Below are 15,418 nucleotides of genomic sequence, written 5' to 3' on the forward strand. Positions count from 1 at the left end.
CGAGGCTTCCTCACGGGGAGCTGCCGCTGGCCGCTGCTAGCGCCGCCCATGCCTTCCAGCGTATTGATAATCAAGTTGAATGGCTTCCACCACCGCGTAACGGAAGCCCGACCAGGCACCTGGGTTGATCGCCGGCCGCGGTCACTCGGGTAACCCGGCCAGGCGCAATCCATCGGCGAGCAGCGCAAGATCCTCTGCCCGTTGAATCGGCAACCAGTCCCTCAGCTTCGAAATACGCAAAGACGGATCCAGCGCCTGCAACCGCTGCATCGCCAGCTTCGCCTTGTCCATTCGCCCACTGTGCGCATGACTGGCGGCCACCAGCGCGGCCGCAGCCAGCAAGCTGGGCAGGTTTCCCAGCGCCCTCTCCGCCCAGTCCGTAGCGGTATCGAAGCGCCCGGCGAAGAAGTGCGCGAGGGCCATCCCCACCTGCATCCTGAACATCTCCGGATCCAGCGGACTCAAGCGCGTGGCATGGGTCAGGTTATCGATCGCGGCGTCAGTTTCTCCGCGAAGCGCCCGCAGGATACCGCCCAGGTACCAGGCGGGAGCGAGGTTGGGATTGAGCAGGCGTGCCCTGTCGATCAGTGCGATACCGCCATCGAGATCGCCGGTGAGATGGGCCAGCGCGTGCCCGCCACGGGTCAGCGCCACCGCATCGTCACGGCCCAGCTCGACCGCCAATCGCGCAAGCCGGGCACCTTCGGCAATTTCTCGCGTTCGGTCGCTCATCCAGCCATTCAATTTGCGCCAGAAGTGGCACCAGGCGGCCATGCCGTAGGCCGAGGCAAACTCCGGATCGAGCTCGATAGCCTTGTAGAACAACGGTAGCGCTTCCTCGATGGCTTCCCGGGTGCCGTTGTGCAGTTTCGCCATTCCGCGCAGGTAGTAGTCGTAGGCGTCCAGGCTTTCCGTGGGTTTGCGCTTGGCGCGCTCGATTTCCGCCCGCTCGAGCTGCGGCGCGATAGCACCGACGACGCTTTCGGCGATCTGATCCTGCAGGTCGAAGAGGTTGTCGAGCGTTCCTTCGAATCGCTCCGCCCAGATATGCATCCCGATCGTCGCGTCGATGAGTTGCCCGGTGATGCGCACCTTGTTCCCGGACTTGCGCACGCTGCCTTCCAGCACATAGCGCACACCGAGCTCCTGGCCGACATCCTTGATCTCAACCGCCCTCCCCTTGTAGGTGAAGCTCGAATTGCGCGCGATGACGAACAGCCAGCGGATGCGCGACAGAGCGGCGATGATGTCCTCCACCACGCCGTCGGCGAAATAGTCCTGCTCCGAGTCCCCGGCCAGGTTCTGGAACGGCAGGACGGTAATGGATGGCTTGTCCGGCAGGACGAGCACGGACGGTGGCGTTTCCTTCGGTTCGGCGGGTACGGGACCGTCGATGCCTGGCCCTTCGGGCTGTCGAGCTTGCCCCGAATCACCAGCCTTGATCTCGCCGACGAAGCGGTAACCCTTGCGGGCAACCGTCCGAACAAGGCGCTGCTCCTCACCGGTATCGCCGATAGCCTTGCGAACCGCATTGATGTGGCTGGTGATCGTCGACTCCGAGACGATCCGGCCGCTCCACACCGCCTGGAGCAGGTCGTCCTTGCTGACGACGCGATCGCGATTCCTGACCAGATGCAATAACAGATCGAAGACCTGTGGCCCGACGGCCACGACTTGCCCGCGCAAGGTCAACTCCCGGCGCCCCTGATCGAGAACGTAGTCTCCAAATAAGAATTGCAAAATCAGGTTCCCCTGGATGAGTGCCTTCGGTTCCGTGTCCGAGGCGGCTGGCGATTGGAAGCTGATATAGATAACACGGCAGCGAGTAACTGGCTGTACCGTCCACGACAAGGACGTCCCTGGACGAAAAACCAAGCTTCCCAGAAGGACAACTCAAGGCCTGCACAAGGACTTCCCTGAAGCACGCGCGCACTCTCCCTCTACACAGACGGCAACGGTTGCCGTCGGTAGAAGCGGAGAGAAACCATGAAGATCGTCGTCATCGGAGGCACCGGCCTCATCGGCTCGAAACTTGTGAAGAACCTCCGCGAGCGCGGCCATGACGTGCTCGCGGCCTCCCCCAACACGGGCGTGAACAGCATCACCCGCGAGGGCCTGGCCCAGGCGATGGATGGCGCAGAGATCGTCGTCGACGTGGCCAATGCCCCGGTATGGGAAGACCAGGCAGTTCTCGACTTCTTTGAAACCTCCACCCGCAACCTGCTGGCAGCCGAAGCCGCCGCCGGCGTCCGCCATCACGTCGCACTGTCTATCGTCGGCAGCGAACGGCTTCCCGAAAGCGGCTACTTCCGGGCCAAGGTTGCCCAGGAAAATCTCATCAAGGCGTCCAGCATCCCTTACACCATCCTGCGCGCCACTCAATTCTTCGAATTCGTCAGCGGTATTGCCCAGTCCTTCGTCGTCGGCTCCGAGCTGCATGTGTCGCCGGCACTGATCCAGCCGATAGCGTCCGATGACGTAGCGGCGGCCCTCACCGAGGTCACCCTCGAAGCGCCGGTCAATGGCACGCTCGAAGTCGCCGGCCCCGAGGCCATGCCCACTGACGAACTTATCCGGCGTTTCCTGCGCGGAACCCAAGACACGCGCAGGGTCGTGCCGGACGTGCATGCCCGCTATTTCGGCGCTCTGCTCGACGATCAATCGCTGACCCCTGGCAGGAACCCGCGCCTCGGCGCGATCCATTTCGAGGACTGGCTCGCCAAGTCAGTGGCCTGAAGCTCGCAAGGACAAGTCGCACCCGGAAACAAATCAGGAAGGCGTAGACCCGTGCAGGTCGCGCCTTCACGACACATGCACGCGCAGGAGAATTGTCATGTTCGCAAAAGCTTTTCTGGCCGCTGCCTTTGCAGCGCTCTCGATCACCTCAGCGTCTGCCGGTGACCGGCCTCCGGGCAAGGTGACAGTGGTATTCGATCGCCCCATCCCGAACGTTCCCGGCAAGAGCATGCGCGGCGTACTCGTGGAGTACGGGCCCGGCGCGGGGTCACCGGCCCACACCCATCCGAAGTCGGCCTTCATCTATGCAACGGTCCTTGAGGGCGCCATTCGCAGCAGCGTCAACGGCTCCCCGGAAAAGGTCTACAAGGCCGGAGAAAACTTCGTCGAAGAACCCGGCTCCTTTCACGGCGTAAGTGCGAACGCCAGTGACACGGAACCGGCACGCCTGCTGGCCGTGTTCGTCCTCGACAGCAACGAGAAGGAGCTCGTCACACCGGCCAGGAAATAACCGATCAACGCGCAGATCGATTCTCGGCAGCCCGGGGGTGTTTGCTCCCGGGGCTGCTGGGAGCGTCGGCATTCAACAGGTAACGAGAAAATGAAAGCGCTCGAGGGCAAGGTCGCCAGCACAACCGGCGAAAGCTCCAGGACCGGTGTCGCAGCGGCGCGGCCAAACAGGAAAAAGGTGGTCGGCTTGCTGCTGCTTGCAAGCGCCATCCTGGTCGTGGCCGCCGGATCGATCACGGCGTTTTCCAGTGGCGCGAGTTCAACCGACAACGCCTACGTCCGTGGCGACGTCACCTCCCTCGCCGCCAAGGTCAGTGGCTATGTCACCCGGGTCGAAATCCAGGACAACCAGGCCGTCAAGGCAGGTGATGTCCTCTTCCGCATCGACGATCGGGACTACCGGGCGCGGCTCGCGCAAGCCGTGGCCAACGTCAAGGCGGCCGAGGCGCGCCTGACCAATGTCGAGGCGGAGACGCAGCTTCAGCGGGCCCTGATTCGGCAAGCCGAAGCCCAGAAACGCTCGGCCGTGGCCGAGATGAACCTGGCGATCAAGACCCACGACCGCAACCACAAGCTCATCCGCAGCAACGCGGTCAGCCAGGCGCTGGTCGATGAAAGCGATTCGGCACGCTTCAGGTCCGAGGCGGCGGTATCGGCCGCTTCCGCGACGCTAGAAGCCCAGCATCAACGCATCGCCGTCCTCGTGGCGCAGCGGGAAGCCGCCGTTGCTGCTGTGGCGCAGGCCGAGGCAGCCCTCGAAATCGCCCGGATCGACCTCGACAGCACCGTTGTTCGCGCACCTGTCGATGGCGTCGTCGGCAACCGCCAGGTCCGCGTTGGCCGCTTCGTCACGCCCGGCGTTTCCCTGCTCGATATCGTCCCGGTTGACGACCTGTGGGTGGTCGCGAACTTCAAGGAAACCCAACTCGAACACATTCAGCCCGGCCAGAGCGTGCGCATCAGCATCGACGGGTACCCGGACGGGGCGCTCGAAGGGGTAGTCGACAGCTTCGCGCCCGGCAGCGGCTCGGCATTCACCCTGCTCCCCACCGACAACGCCACCGGCAACTTCGTCCGCGTCGTGCAGCGGGTTCCGGTGAAGATCCGCTTCGTCCACAATCCGCTGCCGGGCCGTATCGTGCCGGGCCTGTCCGCACGGGTCCATATCGAAGGGGGGACAGGCTCATGACCATGGTCGCCCCCCTTTCGTGCCGCGTAGAAGCCCGGACCAGCATCCTCGTGCTTGCAGGCGTAGTGCTTGCCACCTTGACGGAGGCCCTGGCCAGCACCGTGCTCGCCCTGGGACGAAGCGACATCATCGGCGACACCTACGCAACGCCGGATGAGTTCGCCTGGCTGGATATCGGATACACCGGGCTGAAGCTCATGGGGTTCATGACCGCCCCCTGGCTGCTGAGTCGTTTTTCGCCGCGCAATGCGGTCATCGGCGCAACCCTGGTCATGGGGCTGGCATGCGCATTGGCCGCCATCACCACCCGGTTGGACCTGCTGATCGGGCTTCGCATCATTCAGGGCTTCGCCGGCGGCACCCTGCTGGTCGCAGGGCAGACGCTCATCTTCTTCGCCTATCCCCGGCATCAGCAGCCACTCCTGCAGGCCTTGTTCGCCATGGGCGCCGTCGTTGCGTCCGCCACCTTCGCTCCGGCCCTGCAGGGGTGGTTGATCGACAGCCAGTCCTGGACCTGGATCTTCCTCAGCACCGTTCCGCTTGCCCTGGCATCCGTCGGCCTTTTGCTCATTGCAGACAGCCCGGAGCCCGCCAAGGCGCGGCGGAGGCCCTTTGATTGGCTCGGATCAGCGCTGCTCGCCACCGTGATTCTCTGTTTCACCTACGTCCTCAGCCAGGGCAGCCGCTGGGACTGGTACGAAGAGCCCCACATTCTCTGGCTGACCTTGTCCGGCCTGGTCGCCCTGCTGGCCTTCCTCGGCCAACAAGTGCTCGCCAAGGGCCGAGGCCTGCTCGACTTCACCCTGTTCGAATCGGAAGACTTCACCTTCGCCTTCGTCGTCAGTTTCGTGGCGGGTGGCGCATTGTTCGGCAGCGCGTTCCTGATTCCCGCGTTCGCCCTGTCCGTTCTCGCATTCACCCCTACCGATGCCGGCCTGTTGCTGTTGCCCAGCGGCGCGCTTTTCATCGGCGCGCTCCTGTTCGCCGCCTTTCTCATGCAGGCCCGCCGCGTGCCCCCGGTGGCCACCGTGCCCTTTGGCATCCTGATGATCATGACGGCGATGTGGATGCTGTCCGGCTCCACCGACGAAAGCGATACGGCCGAAATGATGTCGGCCATCCTGTTGCGCGGCATGGGCCTTGGCTTCCTGTTCCTGTCGATCACGCTGATCGCATTCAGCAAGCTCAACAGCCGAAACCTTGCCGCCGGTATCGGCTTGTTCAATACGGGCCGCCAGCTGGGCGGTCTGATGGGCGTCGCGGCACTCCAGACATTGATCGAGCATCACGTCGCCGCCAATGGCGTGGTCCTCGGCGCCAACGTCACCGTCGGGGGGACGCCCGTCATCGAACGGCTCACGACCACCACAGCCATGCTCGCGGCGAAAGGGATGGATGCCGTGGCCGCCGGCCGCGCAGCGACGAGCCTCCTGGGCCAGTTGGTGACAGGCCAGTCCACCGTGATTGCCTTCGACACTGCATTCAACGCAGTCGCCCTGCTATTCGTTTTCGCCGCACCCGTGCTGGTCGGCATCAAGATAGGGCTCTCGAAACACGCGAAACGCCGGGCTGCGCGAGGACGCGCGTGAGTCAGCATCTCTTGGGCGATGCATTGAATCGCACCGCACGCCCTTAGCCGCGCACCCTCGCCGTGATAAGGGCCGGCTCGCTGCTGGACGCACGCTTGACCCACTCCGCAGGCGGACACCCCACCACACTGGTGAAGACCCGGGAGAACGACGCCTGGGAGCTGTAACCGACCGCAGAAGCGATCACCTTGATCGGCACGCCCTCACGCAGCAGGTCCTGGGCGACCTTCATGCGCCACTGGGTGACGTAGCCCATTGGGGAAGTGCCCATGATCCCGGTGAAGTGGGCCGAAAACCTGGACCTGGACATATTCGCCAGGCGCGCCAGTTCCTCGACGCACCAGGGCGCCTCAGGCTCGTCGTGGATTCGGCTGAGCACGGCTGCCAAGCGTCCGTCCTGCAGGGCGAACAGCAAGCCGCTGGAAATTCGCCCCTCTTCCACCGCACGCCTGACCAGCAGCACGAACAGGTACTCGAACAACAGGTTCAAGGCCTTCGAGCGGCCCGGGGCCCGTCCCTGGAATTCGGTTACCAGCGAGCCCATCACCGGAGCCAGCGGCTCCAGCGTGTCGAGCGCAAACACCAGGGTTTCCTGTAGCCCGAGGTGCAGCGGCCCAGGGGAGTTCCGGCCGAACAGGAAGGAGGCGCAAATCAGCTCCGCAGGTTGCTCGGAGCTGGAACGCAACTGGTAACGGCAACTGCTTGGACAGAACAGCACCGCGGGCTCGCTGATCGAGATCTTCGGCACCCCGGGCTGGACCATATCGATGCGACCGCGCTGGATGACATGGATGAACGCCATGTCTTCCGGCTTGTCCAGCACCAGCGTCCCTTCCACTGGTCCTGCGAAGAACAGCCGGCCCTGAAGCTTGGTGCGTTCGAAGAATTCGGAGAGAACATCCATAAAGGGACAACCCGCAAAAGATTTGGTACGTCCTGGCAAAAGCCCGTTTCGACGCGGAATTAGGATTCAACCGTCGCCGATGGTAACCACGAGCCCCCCAGCCCGCCACGGCGAAAACGAAGTGCCCTACCGCCGACCGGAGTCCCGTCATGAGCCCTGAGACCAATTCCCTCTACACCGACCCCACTGAGCCTGCCTTGCCCGATCCGGGCATGCAGCTCGACCTTGCCAAGGCTGCACTGGTGGTCATCGACCCGCAGATCGACTTCCTCAGCCCCGAGGGCGTGAGCTGGAGTGTGTTCGGCAAGAGCATCACCGAGCACGATACCGTCAAGCACATCGGCCAACTCTTCGCTGCCGCGAAGGAAGCCGGTATCACCGTCGCCGTTTCCCCGCATTACTACTATCCGTGCGACCACGAGTGGCAGTTTGGCGGTCCGCTGGAGAAGGTCATGCACAGCATCTGCATGTTCGACCGCAAGGGACCGCTGACCCTCGAAGGCTTCGAGAACTCCGGTGCCGATTTCATGCCCGAGTACAAGCCGTACATCCTCGACGGCAAGACCATCATCGCCTCCCCGCACAAGGTGTATGGACCGGAGACCAACGATCTGGCGCTGCAACTGCGCAAGCACGGCGTATCCCAGATCATCCTGGCCGGGATGGCGGCGAACCTGTGCGTGGAATCGCATCTGCGAGAGCTGCTGGAGCAGGGTTTCGAAGTGGCCGTGGTGCGCGACGCGACTGCCGGCCCCACGACGCCGGAAGGCGACGGTTACCTCGCCGCGCTGATCAACTACCGCTACATCGCCAATGCGCTGTGGACCACGGCGGAAACCCTGGAACACCTGAAAGGCCATTGAATGCCAATGCAGCAGGGCCGCGCCGTCTGTGGCGCGGTCCTTCATCGAGAGCCTGTTCAGATGCGCAAGATTTCCTACCGCTATCGCCAACACGCCGCGGGCGTCATCCAATCAGCGATCACCTGCGCCGTAGCCGCAGCCATCGCCAGTCCTATGAACCTGCCCTTCGCCGCGCTGCTGTCTTACTGGATGAACAGTTGGCTGCTGTCCTGGCTCACCATGCTACCCATCGTCCTTCTGGCCACGCCCTGGGTCAGGCGTCTGACAGGTGTATTCGTCCAGGACGATCTGGTTTGAAGCGGATTGGACCCTGGCTCCGCGTTCTATCGGCCATCCGGGTCGGATCGGTACAGGCTGATACATTTCCCGCCGTCCGTTGCCATATGGGAGATACATCTCTTTCTTTCAATCCTGCATGGGCCCGGGGTGACCGGCACGCCCCAGCACGGTGCACCTGCCAGGTGCCTCAGAGGTGAAAGACATGACCAGGCAACATAACGCTCACCATTCACGTTCCTTCGTTCGCGCCGTCAGTGTTGTTGCCGCCCTGGGCATGGCACTCGTTGCAGGAGGCGTTTGCGCCGCAGCGGAGACGAAACCCGTCCCCGAAATCAGCCATGTGAACCTCAATCCCGACATACAGCTCAGGAGGATGGTTGTGCGCAGCGACCATCCCACGGGCACGGTACTGCTCCTGCATGGTTTTCCCGAGACGCTGTACGCCTGGAACAGTATCGCCCTGACGCTTGCGGCCGATTATGAAGTCCACGCGTTCGACTGGCCGGGATACGGGGAATCGACACGCCCTTCCCCTGACAAGTTCGCCTACGCGCCTGCCGATTACGCAAAGGTGCTGAAGGGTTATATCGAACGCGCCGGCATCGACAAGCGAAACCTGGTGATCTACGCCACCGATATCGGGGCCTTGCCCGCGTTGCTCGCGGCCATCGATGATCCCGCTATCGCGAAATCGATCATCGTTGGGGATTTCGCTCCCTTCAATCGCCCGCAGTACATGCAGGAACGCCTGCAAGGCCTGAAAGATCCGAAGTCAGCGCAAAAGGTTCGGGAGGCGTTCAACAAGTCGCGGGATGAAATCCTCGCAAACGCCTTCACGCGAGGCTTGCCGCCGTCATCCAGCTACACCCTGTCTCCCGAGTTCCAGGCAGACATGGCCCGCGGCTGGCAAAACGGGACCCTGACGTCAGCCGATGCGTTCTACCACTATTACTCTCACTTCACTCGCGATCAGAACGCATTCGAGGCCGATCTGCGCAAGCTGAAGACGCCGGTCAAGGTGATCTGGGGAGAGTGGGACTTCTACATCAAGAAGGAGATGGGCATCGAGTTGGCTCAAAAGATCAACGCCCCGCTCCAACTGCTTCCCGGCACAGGGCACTACCCGCACCTGCAGACCCCGCAGCAGACGGTGAACGAAGTCCGCGCTGCCTTTCGCTGAATGGTCGTTTGTGAGGGCGTGCTGATGGCCGACGGCGAATCTTCAGCCATCTGCCGGAACAAAGATCCAGCCTTCCCTCGTGGGAGTTTCCGGGGTGGGCTGGACGAGCTTCTCGGGTTGAAAGTGAAAGAGCCATGCAATCAACGCGCAGGTCAGTGCATCGAACTCATCTGCGTGGTGGAAGCCTTCTGGCCGTTCCGCGTCAGATGATTTCCCCATGCCGTATCGCACATGCAAATCCGCCATCGTGCCAGAGCGCTTGCAGGCGCTGGGATAGGCCTCGATGGCGCGCAGGCGGTTTTGATCCGTCCAGACCCCGCAGGTTTCGATCTGTGGTGCGAAACGCGCCAGCACATGCATCCCCTTGGTGGCCTGGCTGCCGATCATGTCTTTCAGTGCAGATAACGGGCTTAGCCCACGCTCGAAAAGGAAACGCTCGGTGCGGCGGAACAGGTACGGGTTTTCCGATGATCCCTCGATCGTGTCAGCCGCCTGAGCATTCACCACCAGGTCGATGAAACCCTGAGAAAAGCCCAGCGGCGTGTCGATGGCCAGCACTACGGGTGCCGATTCGAAGCGATTGGCGTCCAGCCCGCAAAGGCCCAGCAGCCGGGAAATGAAGCCACCTGTATCGGCAGACTGGTTGATGGGACGACGCAGATTGCCTCGCCATGGGCGACCCAGGAGATTCCGCTGGCTATCGAGCGCAACCAGGGCATCGCGGCTGCTCGGGTTCTTGTCGCAGTTCCATCCGCCGACATCCCAGCCGATGAACACCGGGGCCGAAGTATCAGAAGCCATGCCTTTCCCCTTTCCCGCCCTTAGGCCCCGGACTTACCGGCCAACCCGAAGCTTTTCGACAGGCTCGACAAGCCCTTGTCCGTCACGCTCAAGGCTCTAGAATCCAGGTGGCGAGTCACCCAGCCGCGTTTGAGCATCAGCTCCAGCAAGGCGGCACCCAGTGCGCCGCCGATATGGGGCCTGCGCTCGCTCCAGTCCATGCAGGGATAGGCCAGGCGGCGGCGCTGGCGGTTCACCGCGTCGATGTCGATGCCCAGGCGTTCCAGGGCATCGCTGCCGGTTTCGGTGACGCGGTAGTCGCGGCCTTCGGCTTCGATCCAGTTGGCGTGCAGCAAGGCGTCGTGCACCTGCACGGCGACTTCGCCGGCGCAATGGTCGTAGCAGGTGCGCGCAAGGCGCAGCACCGAAGGCGTCGAAGGCTGGAACGCCGCTGCGGGCACTCCGGCCAGTTGCAGCAGGCTTTCCAGAGCCTGGGCCACTTGCGGGTTGGCCAGGCGGTAGTAACGGTGGCGGCCCTGCACGTGGAGTTCCACCAGCCCCTGTTCCAGCAGGCGGGTGAAATGGCCGCTGGCGGTGGAGGCGCCGATGTCGGCAACGGCGGCGAGTTCCGTGGCAGTACGCGCGTGACCGTCGAGGAGGCTGCAGAGCATCCGTGAGCGCGCGGGGTCAGCGATGGCGCCGGCCAGAGCGGCGAGATGGTTGTCGGCGGTATCTGCATCCATGATTCGGCCCTCCCCGAAGTGTCGGTTGTCGGCAGCATCATAATCGGGCTCGAACCCCAAGGAGAGTGCCGGATATGGCGTCATCCTTATTTGGCAGAAGTGATCGTCAGCCAGGAAGCAACTACCTACTCGAACCCCCTGAGCACGGCGAACTCCTCCACCGGAGCGCGTTCGGAGCGCAGGCTGTTCACCGCCGCCGAGCGGTCTGCGTATCCCAGGGCCATGCCGCAGTAGAGCAGCTCGTGCTCCGGCAGTTCGAAATGCCGGTGCAGGCTTTCCCGGACCATCGCCCAGGCTTCCTGCATGCAGGTCGACAGCCCCTGCTCTTCCGCGGCCAGTGCCAGCGACTGCATGAACATCCCCATGTGGGCCCACTGGCCGTGGCCCATGGCACGGTCGATGACGAAGAACAGACCCACCGGCGCACCGAAGAACTGGTAGTTGCGCGCCAGTGCGCGCATCCGCGCGGCCTTGTCTTCACGGGGAATGCCCATCAACCCGTACAGCTCTTCGCCGATCTTGTAACGTCGGGAGCGATAGGGCTCGGCCAGCGCTTGCGGGTAGATCAGGTGCTCCCCCGCTTCGCCCTCGGGATTCTTCAGCAGGGCTTCCACCGCCAGCCGTTCCACGGCGAGCTTCTCCGCACCGCTCACTGCAATCACCTTCCACGGCTGCAGGTTGCCTCCCGAGGGTGACCAGCGCGCGGTTTCCAACAGATCCCTGACCTGTTGCGCGGTGACGGGCGCGTCGCTGAACGCGCGGACGGAGATACGTTTCTTCAGAAGTTCAGCTACGGACATGCTCAGGTCTCCACGCGATTGCGTCCTGCCGCCTTGGCCCGATAGAGGGCCCGGTCGGCGCTTTCGATCAGTTCCAGTTCCCGTCCCGCTGCCTGGGCGCCGTGCACGGTGGCGGTGCCGATGCTGGCGGTGACGCGGCCAAAAGGGCTGGTGCTGTGCCCGATGCCCAGCGCATTGATGCGTTCGAGCATATGCTCGGCGACGCTCAGGGCGCCCGATGCGTCGGTGTTTGGCAGAATCACGGCCAGTTCCTCGCCCCCGTAGCGCGCCACCAGATTCCCGGAACGCTTCACGCACTGCTGCAACTGCTCGCCAAAGGCGCGAAGGCATTCATCGCCGGCGATATGGCCGTAGGTATCGTTGTACCCCTTGAAATGGTCGATATCGATGAGCAGCAGCGACAGCGGCATGCCATCGCGCCCGGCGCGCCTGGATTCGGCCGCGAGTCTCTCGTCGAAACAGCGCCGGTTGGCCAAACCGGTGAGCTGGTCCTGGGCGGCCAGTATTTCCAGTTGGTGGTTGGCCACCAGCAGATCCTCGCGGGTGGACACCAGCGAGGCTTCCGCGTCGATGCGGCGCTTGATGTCGAGGATCAGCAAACGGCCGATGGTGACGATGATCGCCAGCAGGGCCAGGACCACGCCTATGGTCAGCCAGGCCTGGTTCTTCCAGGTCCGCAGTGCTTCGTCCTTGCCCAGCGCCACGGTGGTCACCAGCGGATAGCGATCGCTCTTGCGGAAGGCATAGATTCGCTCCGTGCCGTCGAGTCCCGACCTGAAGGAGGCGGTGCCCGACGCAACGCCGGAGAAATAACGACGGAAATTCGGCGAGCGGGAGAAATCGTGGCCAACGTCCTCCTCGCGGTAGGGATAACGGACCAGCAATTGTCCGCCGGTGGTGCTCAGGCTGATGGTGCCCTGCTCGCCGACATCGATCTTTCCGAACAGGCGCAGGAAACTCTCGATGCCCAGGGCCACGGCGACGACTCCGGCGAAGCGGCCCTCGTGATCGTCAAAGCGCCGGCTCACGGTGAGCACCCAGTCCCCGGTGGAGCGGCTCTTGATTGGCGGACCGATGAAGATGTCCGGGGAAGGATCATCCCGGTGATGGATGAAGAAGGCGCGGTCGGCGCTGTTGGCCCCTTCCGGTATGTGGCCGGAGGAAGACATCAGCCAATTGCCATGCGCGTCGTAGATGACCAGGCCGTTGAGCTGGTCCAGCCAGCTTTCCTGGCGTTCGGTCAAATGCTGCAGGCGTTGCAGATGGGCCGGGCCGCTGCCTTCGGCCTCCAGGCGTTCGATCACGCCGAGGAGCAGCATTGCACTCTGGGTGATGATGCCATCAGCGTAGGTATCCAGCGTTTGCGCCAGGTTGAGGTTGTTGGTGTCGATTTCGGCCAGCGTGCGCTCACGTGCCGACCAGACCTGCCAGGCGGTGGCCAGTGACAGCGACAGGCAAACAACGGACAGCAAGAGTACGGCCAGGCGGATATCACGCTTCATCCAGGCACCACGCGGAAAGTCCAGTTTCCGGACTGCAGGTCCCGCCGCGTTGAAGGCGCGACGGATCTACATCCCCCTTCCCGTGAACCGGTCCGTCCTGGACCGGTGATCAGGGCTGCCGCGAATTCTACTGTGCCGGGCACAAGACGCATTGGCCGATGGGACACCCGTGCCCCAGGTGCGGCAGAAGCTCCAACCCTTGATTCAGACGCCGAATAAAAAAATGGCCGCCTTGGGGCAAGGCGGCCATGAATAAAAACCAAAGGATTGATGAAGCGGAGGCGCCGAATGCAATTCCTGGGGGAGGCGAGGAAGTGCACTCAGCAAAAATCTTCATCGGGAGCAAGTTTACCCATTTCACCCCACTACCAAAATCAAACGCCTCGATAGCGACTATCAACATCAATACATGTGTTTCTTTTCCTTGAACTGCTAGCCCGCCCGAAAGATCGACCAAAAGAACTCTTGACAATTCCTGAAGAAACCCCTTGGCAAAACAAAGAAACCCCTCTAGTACGCCGATCAGCCCGCCATGCCAACTCACTTCACAATGACTTAAAGGCTATTCATGGCCGCCAGAATATTCCGCAATTATTACTGCCATGCAACTTCAGGAAACAAAAAAAGGCCACCTCCCAAGAGGTGGCCCAAGTCAGAGAGTAACTCGATGAAACATCTGCCATCCGGCGGAGTTGGTTGGCGATTTCATGCCTCATCCAGCACAGAGTAACGACAGGCAGATTTCTTGAATATTGATCTCATTGATATTTGAAATTGACACTTACAGTTTTCTAGTTTGAATTCGTCGTGGTAACTGTTTGCGCGCATCGCGCCGGTACAGCCGGCATCCACAACAACTAATGATATGAATGGATTTGTCTATCGCACCGTTGAGCATCAAGGCTCGCGGCCATCGATAGTTCCCTCCTTCCTGCCTTCCCAATACCAACAAAACGACCATCAGGAGCACCCGTGATGCAACTCAATCCCCTGAGCGCCCTGGCGCTGGCGGTTTGCGCCGCCATCAGCCTGCCCGCCCTCGCCAGCGAGCAGTCCGAATCCAAGGGTTTCGTCGAAGATGCCAGCGCTACCCTGCTGCTGCGCAACGCCTACTTCAACCGTGATTTCAAGGACGGCGCCGCCGACGCCAAGACCTGGGGCCAGGGCTTCATCGGCACCTTCGAGTCCGGCTTCACCCAGGGCACCATTGGGTTCGGCGTCGACGCCTACGGTTTGCTCAGCGTGAAACTGGACAGCGGTCGCGGCCGCAACTACAGCGCCTTCTTCGACACCGACAGCAACGGCCACCCGGTGGATGACCTCTCCGAAGCCGGTGCGGCGGTGAAACTGCGCGTCTCCAACACCGTACTGAAATACGGCAACCAGTTCCCCAGCCTGCCCGTGCTGGCCCATGACGACAGCCGCCTGCTGCCCCAGGCCTTCACCGGCACCCTGCTCACCAGCAAGGAAATCGAGGGGCTGGAACTTAACGTCGGCCGCTTCACCGGCGACAGCCCCATGGGCGACCCGGCGCGCGACCCCAACCACCTGAAGAGCATCGACGTGGTCGGCGGCAGCTACGCCGTCACCGACGATTTCAGCGTGACGCTGTACCACTCCGACGTGGAAGACATGTTCCGGAAGTACTACGCCAACCTGAACTACAACATCCCGTTCAATGAACTGCAGGCGCTGAACTTCGACTTCAACATCTACCGCACCAGATACGACGACGGCTCCGTGGCCGCCCTGGCCTTCGGTGGCGATGGCCAGGACGACCGGAACACCCTGTGGAGCCTGGCGGCCAAGTACAGCATCGGCGCCCACGCCTTCATCGTCGCCCACCAGCGCAACACCGGCGACGCCGGCTACGCCTACGACTTCGGCGACGGCGGCAGCACCATCTACGTGGCCAACTCCTACTACTCCGACTTCAACCTGGAAGACGAGCAGTCCTGGCAGGCCAGTTACGAGCTGGACTTCGGCGCCTACGGCGTACCGGGCCTGACCTACAAGGTCGCCTACGTGCGCGGCACGGACATCGTCGCCGGCGGCGAGAACGATGGCACCGAGCGGGAGCTGTTCAACCAGTTCAAGTACGTGGTGCAGGACGGCGCGGCCAAGGACCTGTCCTTCAAGCTGCGCAACTCCATCTACCGCGCCGACAACCAGGTGGGGCCGGACCTCAACGAAGTGCGCGCCTTCATCGAGTACCCCCTCAGCATCCTCTGATGCGCAAGGTCGCGCCGGCTCGCCGGTGCGATCTCTCATTCGCCGGGCGGGCTCGCCTAGCGCCTGCCGCTCGCCTTGCCAGCCTTCCCTTCCACGGGGCCACGCGCTCGC

At 62.7% G+C, this 15,418-nt stretch carries 14 protein-coding genes; 8 read left to right on the top strand and 6 right to left on the bottom strand.

Annotated elements, in window-relative coordinates:
- Positions 1-141 precede the first annotated feature (141 nt).
- The gene (locus FXN65_RS14230) at positions 142-1,740 is read right to left on the bottom strand and encodes a winged helix-turn-helix domain-containing tetratricopeptide repeat protein (RefSeq protein WP_151138818.1); all 1,599 of its coding nucleotides are present in this window, start codon (positions 1,738-1,740) and stop codon (positions 142-144) included.
- Between the two features lie 246 nt (positions 1,741-1,986).
- Here FXN65_RS14230 and FXN65_RS14235 point away from each other — a divergent pair, with 246 nt between their 5' ends.
- The 4 genes from FXN65_RS14235 (at position 1,987) to FXN65_RS14250 (ending at position 6,024) form a co-directional block, all read left to right on the top strand.
- A complete protein-coding gene (locus FXN65_RS14235) occupies positions 1,987-2,736 on the top strand; it encodes an SDR family oxidoreductase (RefSeq protein ID WP_151133808.1) in 750 nt (249 codons plus the stop codon).
- Between the two features lie 97 nt (positions 2,737-2,833).
- Positions 2,834-3,247 (top strand): cupin domain-containing protein, encoded by a 414-nt coding sequence (locus tag FXN65_RS14240; protein ID WP_151133809.1) that lies wholly within the window; start codon positions 2,834-2,836, stop codon positions 3,245-3,247.
- A 90-nt stretch (positions 3,248-3,337) separates the two neighbouring features.
- Complete coding sequence (locus FXN65_RS14245; RefSeq protein WP_151133810.1) at positions 3,338-4,435, top strand: HlyD family secretion protein; 1,098 nt, start codon at positions 3,338-3,340, stop codon at positions 4,433-4,435.
- 2 nt (positions 4,436-4,437) lie between these two features.
- A complete protein-coding gene (locus FXN65_RS14250; protein ID WP_394351302.1) occupies positions 4,438-6,024 on the top strand; it encodes a DHA2 family efflux MFS transporter permease subunit in 1,587 nt (528 codons plus the stop codon).
- A gap of 43 nt (positions 6,025-6,067) precedes the next feature.
- Here the strand turns inward: FXN65_RS14250 and FXN65_RS14255 are convergent, their stop codons facing one another.
- Positions 6,068-6,928: an AraC family transcriptional regulator gene (locus tag FXN65_RS14255; protein ID WP_151133812.1), complete on the bottom strand. Its 861-nt coding sequence runs from the start codon at positions 6,926-6,928 to the stop codon at positions 6,068-6,070.
- A gap of 149 nt (positions 6,929-7,077) precedes the next feature.
- Here FXN65_RS14255 and FXN65_RS14260 point away from each other — a divergent pair, with 149 nt between their 5' ends.
- From FXN65_RS14260 to FXN65_RS14270, 3 genes are all read left to right on the top strand, one after another.
- A complete protein-coding gene (locus tag FXN65_RS14260) occupies positions 7,078-7,791 on the top strand; it encodes a cysteine hydrolase (protein WP_151133813.1) in 714 nt (237 codons plus the stop codon).
- 60 nt (positions 7,792-7,851) lie between these two features.
- Entirely contained in the window at positions 7,852-8,088 is a 237-nt protein-coding gene (locus FXN65_RS14265) for a DUF2798 domain-containing protein (RefSeq protein WP_151133814.1), read from the top strand.
- A gap of 184 nt (positions 8,089-8,272) precedes the next feature.
- Positions 8,273-9,250 carry an alpha/beta fold hydrolase gene (locus FXN65_RS14270; protein WP_212632314.1) on the top strand — a complete coding sequence of 326 codons (978 nt, stop codon included), beginning with the start codon at positions 8,273-8,275 and terminating at the stop codon, positions 9,248-9,250.
- 42 nt (positions 9,251-9,292) lie between these two features.
- Here the strand turns inward: FXN65_RS14270 and FXN65_RS14275 are convergent, their stop codons facing one another.
- The 4 genes from FXN65_RS14275 to FXN65_RS14290 form a co-directional block, all read right to left on the bottom strand.
- Positions 9,293-10,051, bottom strand: coding sequence for a DUF429 domain-containing protein (locus tag FXN65_RS14275; protein WP_151133815.1), 759 nt, complete (start codon positions 10,049-10,051; stop codon positions 9,293-9,295).
- Positions 10,052-10,071: 20 nt separating this feature from the next.
- Entirely contained in the window at positions 10,072-10,773 is a 702-nt protein-coding gene (locus FXN65_RS14280) for an ArsR/SmtB family transcription factor (RefSeq protein ID WP_151133816.1), read from the bottom strand.
- 125 nt (positions 10,774-10,898) lie between these two features.
- Positions 10,899-11,573, bottom strand: coding sequence for a nitroreductase (locus FXN65_RS14285; protein WP_151133817.1), 675 nt, complete (start codon positions 11,571-11,573; stop codon positions 10,899-10,901).
- A 2-nt stretch (positions 11,574-11,575) separates the two neighbouring features.
- Positions 11,576-13,075, bottom strand: coding sequence for a sensor domain-containing diguanylate cyclase (locus FXN65_RS14290; protein WP_151133818.1), 1,500 nt, complete (start codon positions 13,073-13,075; stop codon positions 11,576-11,578).
- A 975-nt stretch (positions 13,076-14,050) separates the two neighbouring features.
- On the opposite strand from FXN65_RS14290, the gene FXN65_RS14295 reads away from it, so the two are divergent.
- A complete protein-coding gene (locus tag FXN65_RS14295; protein WP_151133819.1) occupies positions 14,051-15,307 on the top strand; it encodes an OprD family porin in 1,257 nt (418 codons plus the stop codon).
- The last annotated feature ends 111 nt before the right edge of the window (positions 15,308-15,418 follow it).

The organism is Pseudomonas lalkuanensis, assembly GCF_008807375.1.
Classification (GTDB): Bacteria; Pseudomonadota; Gammaproteobacteria; order Pseudomonadales; family Pseudomonadaceae; genus Metapseudomonas; species Metapseudomonas lalkuanensis.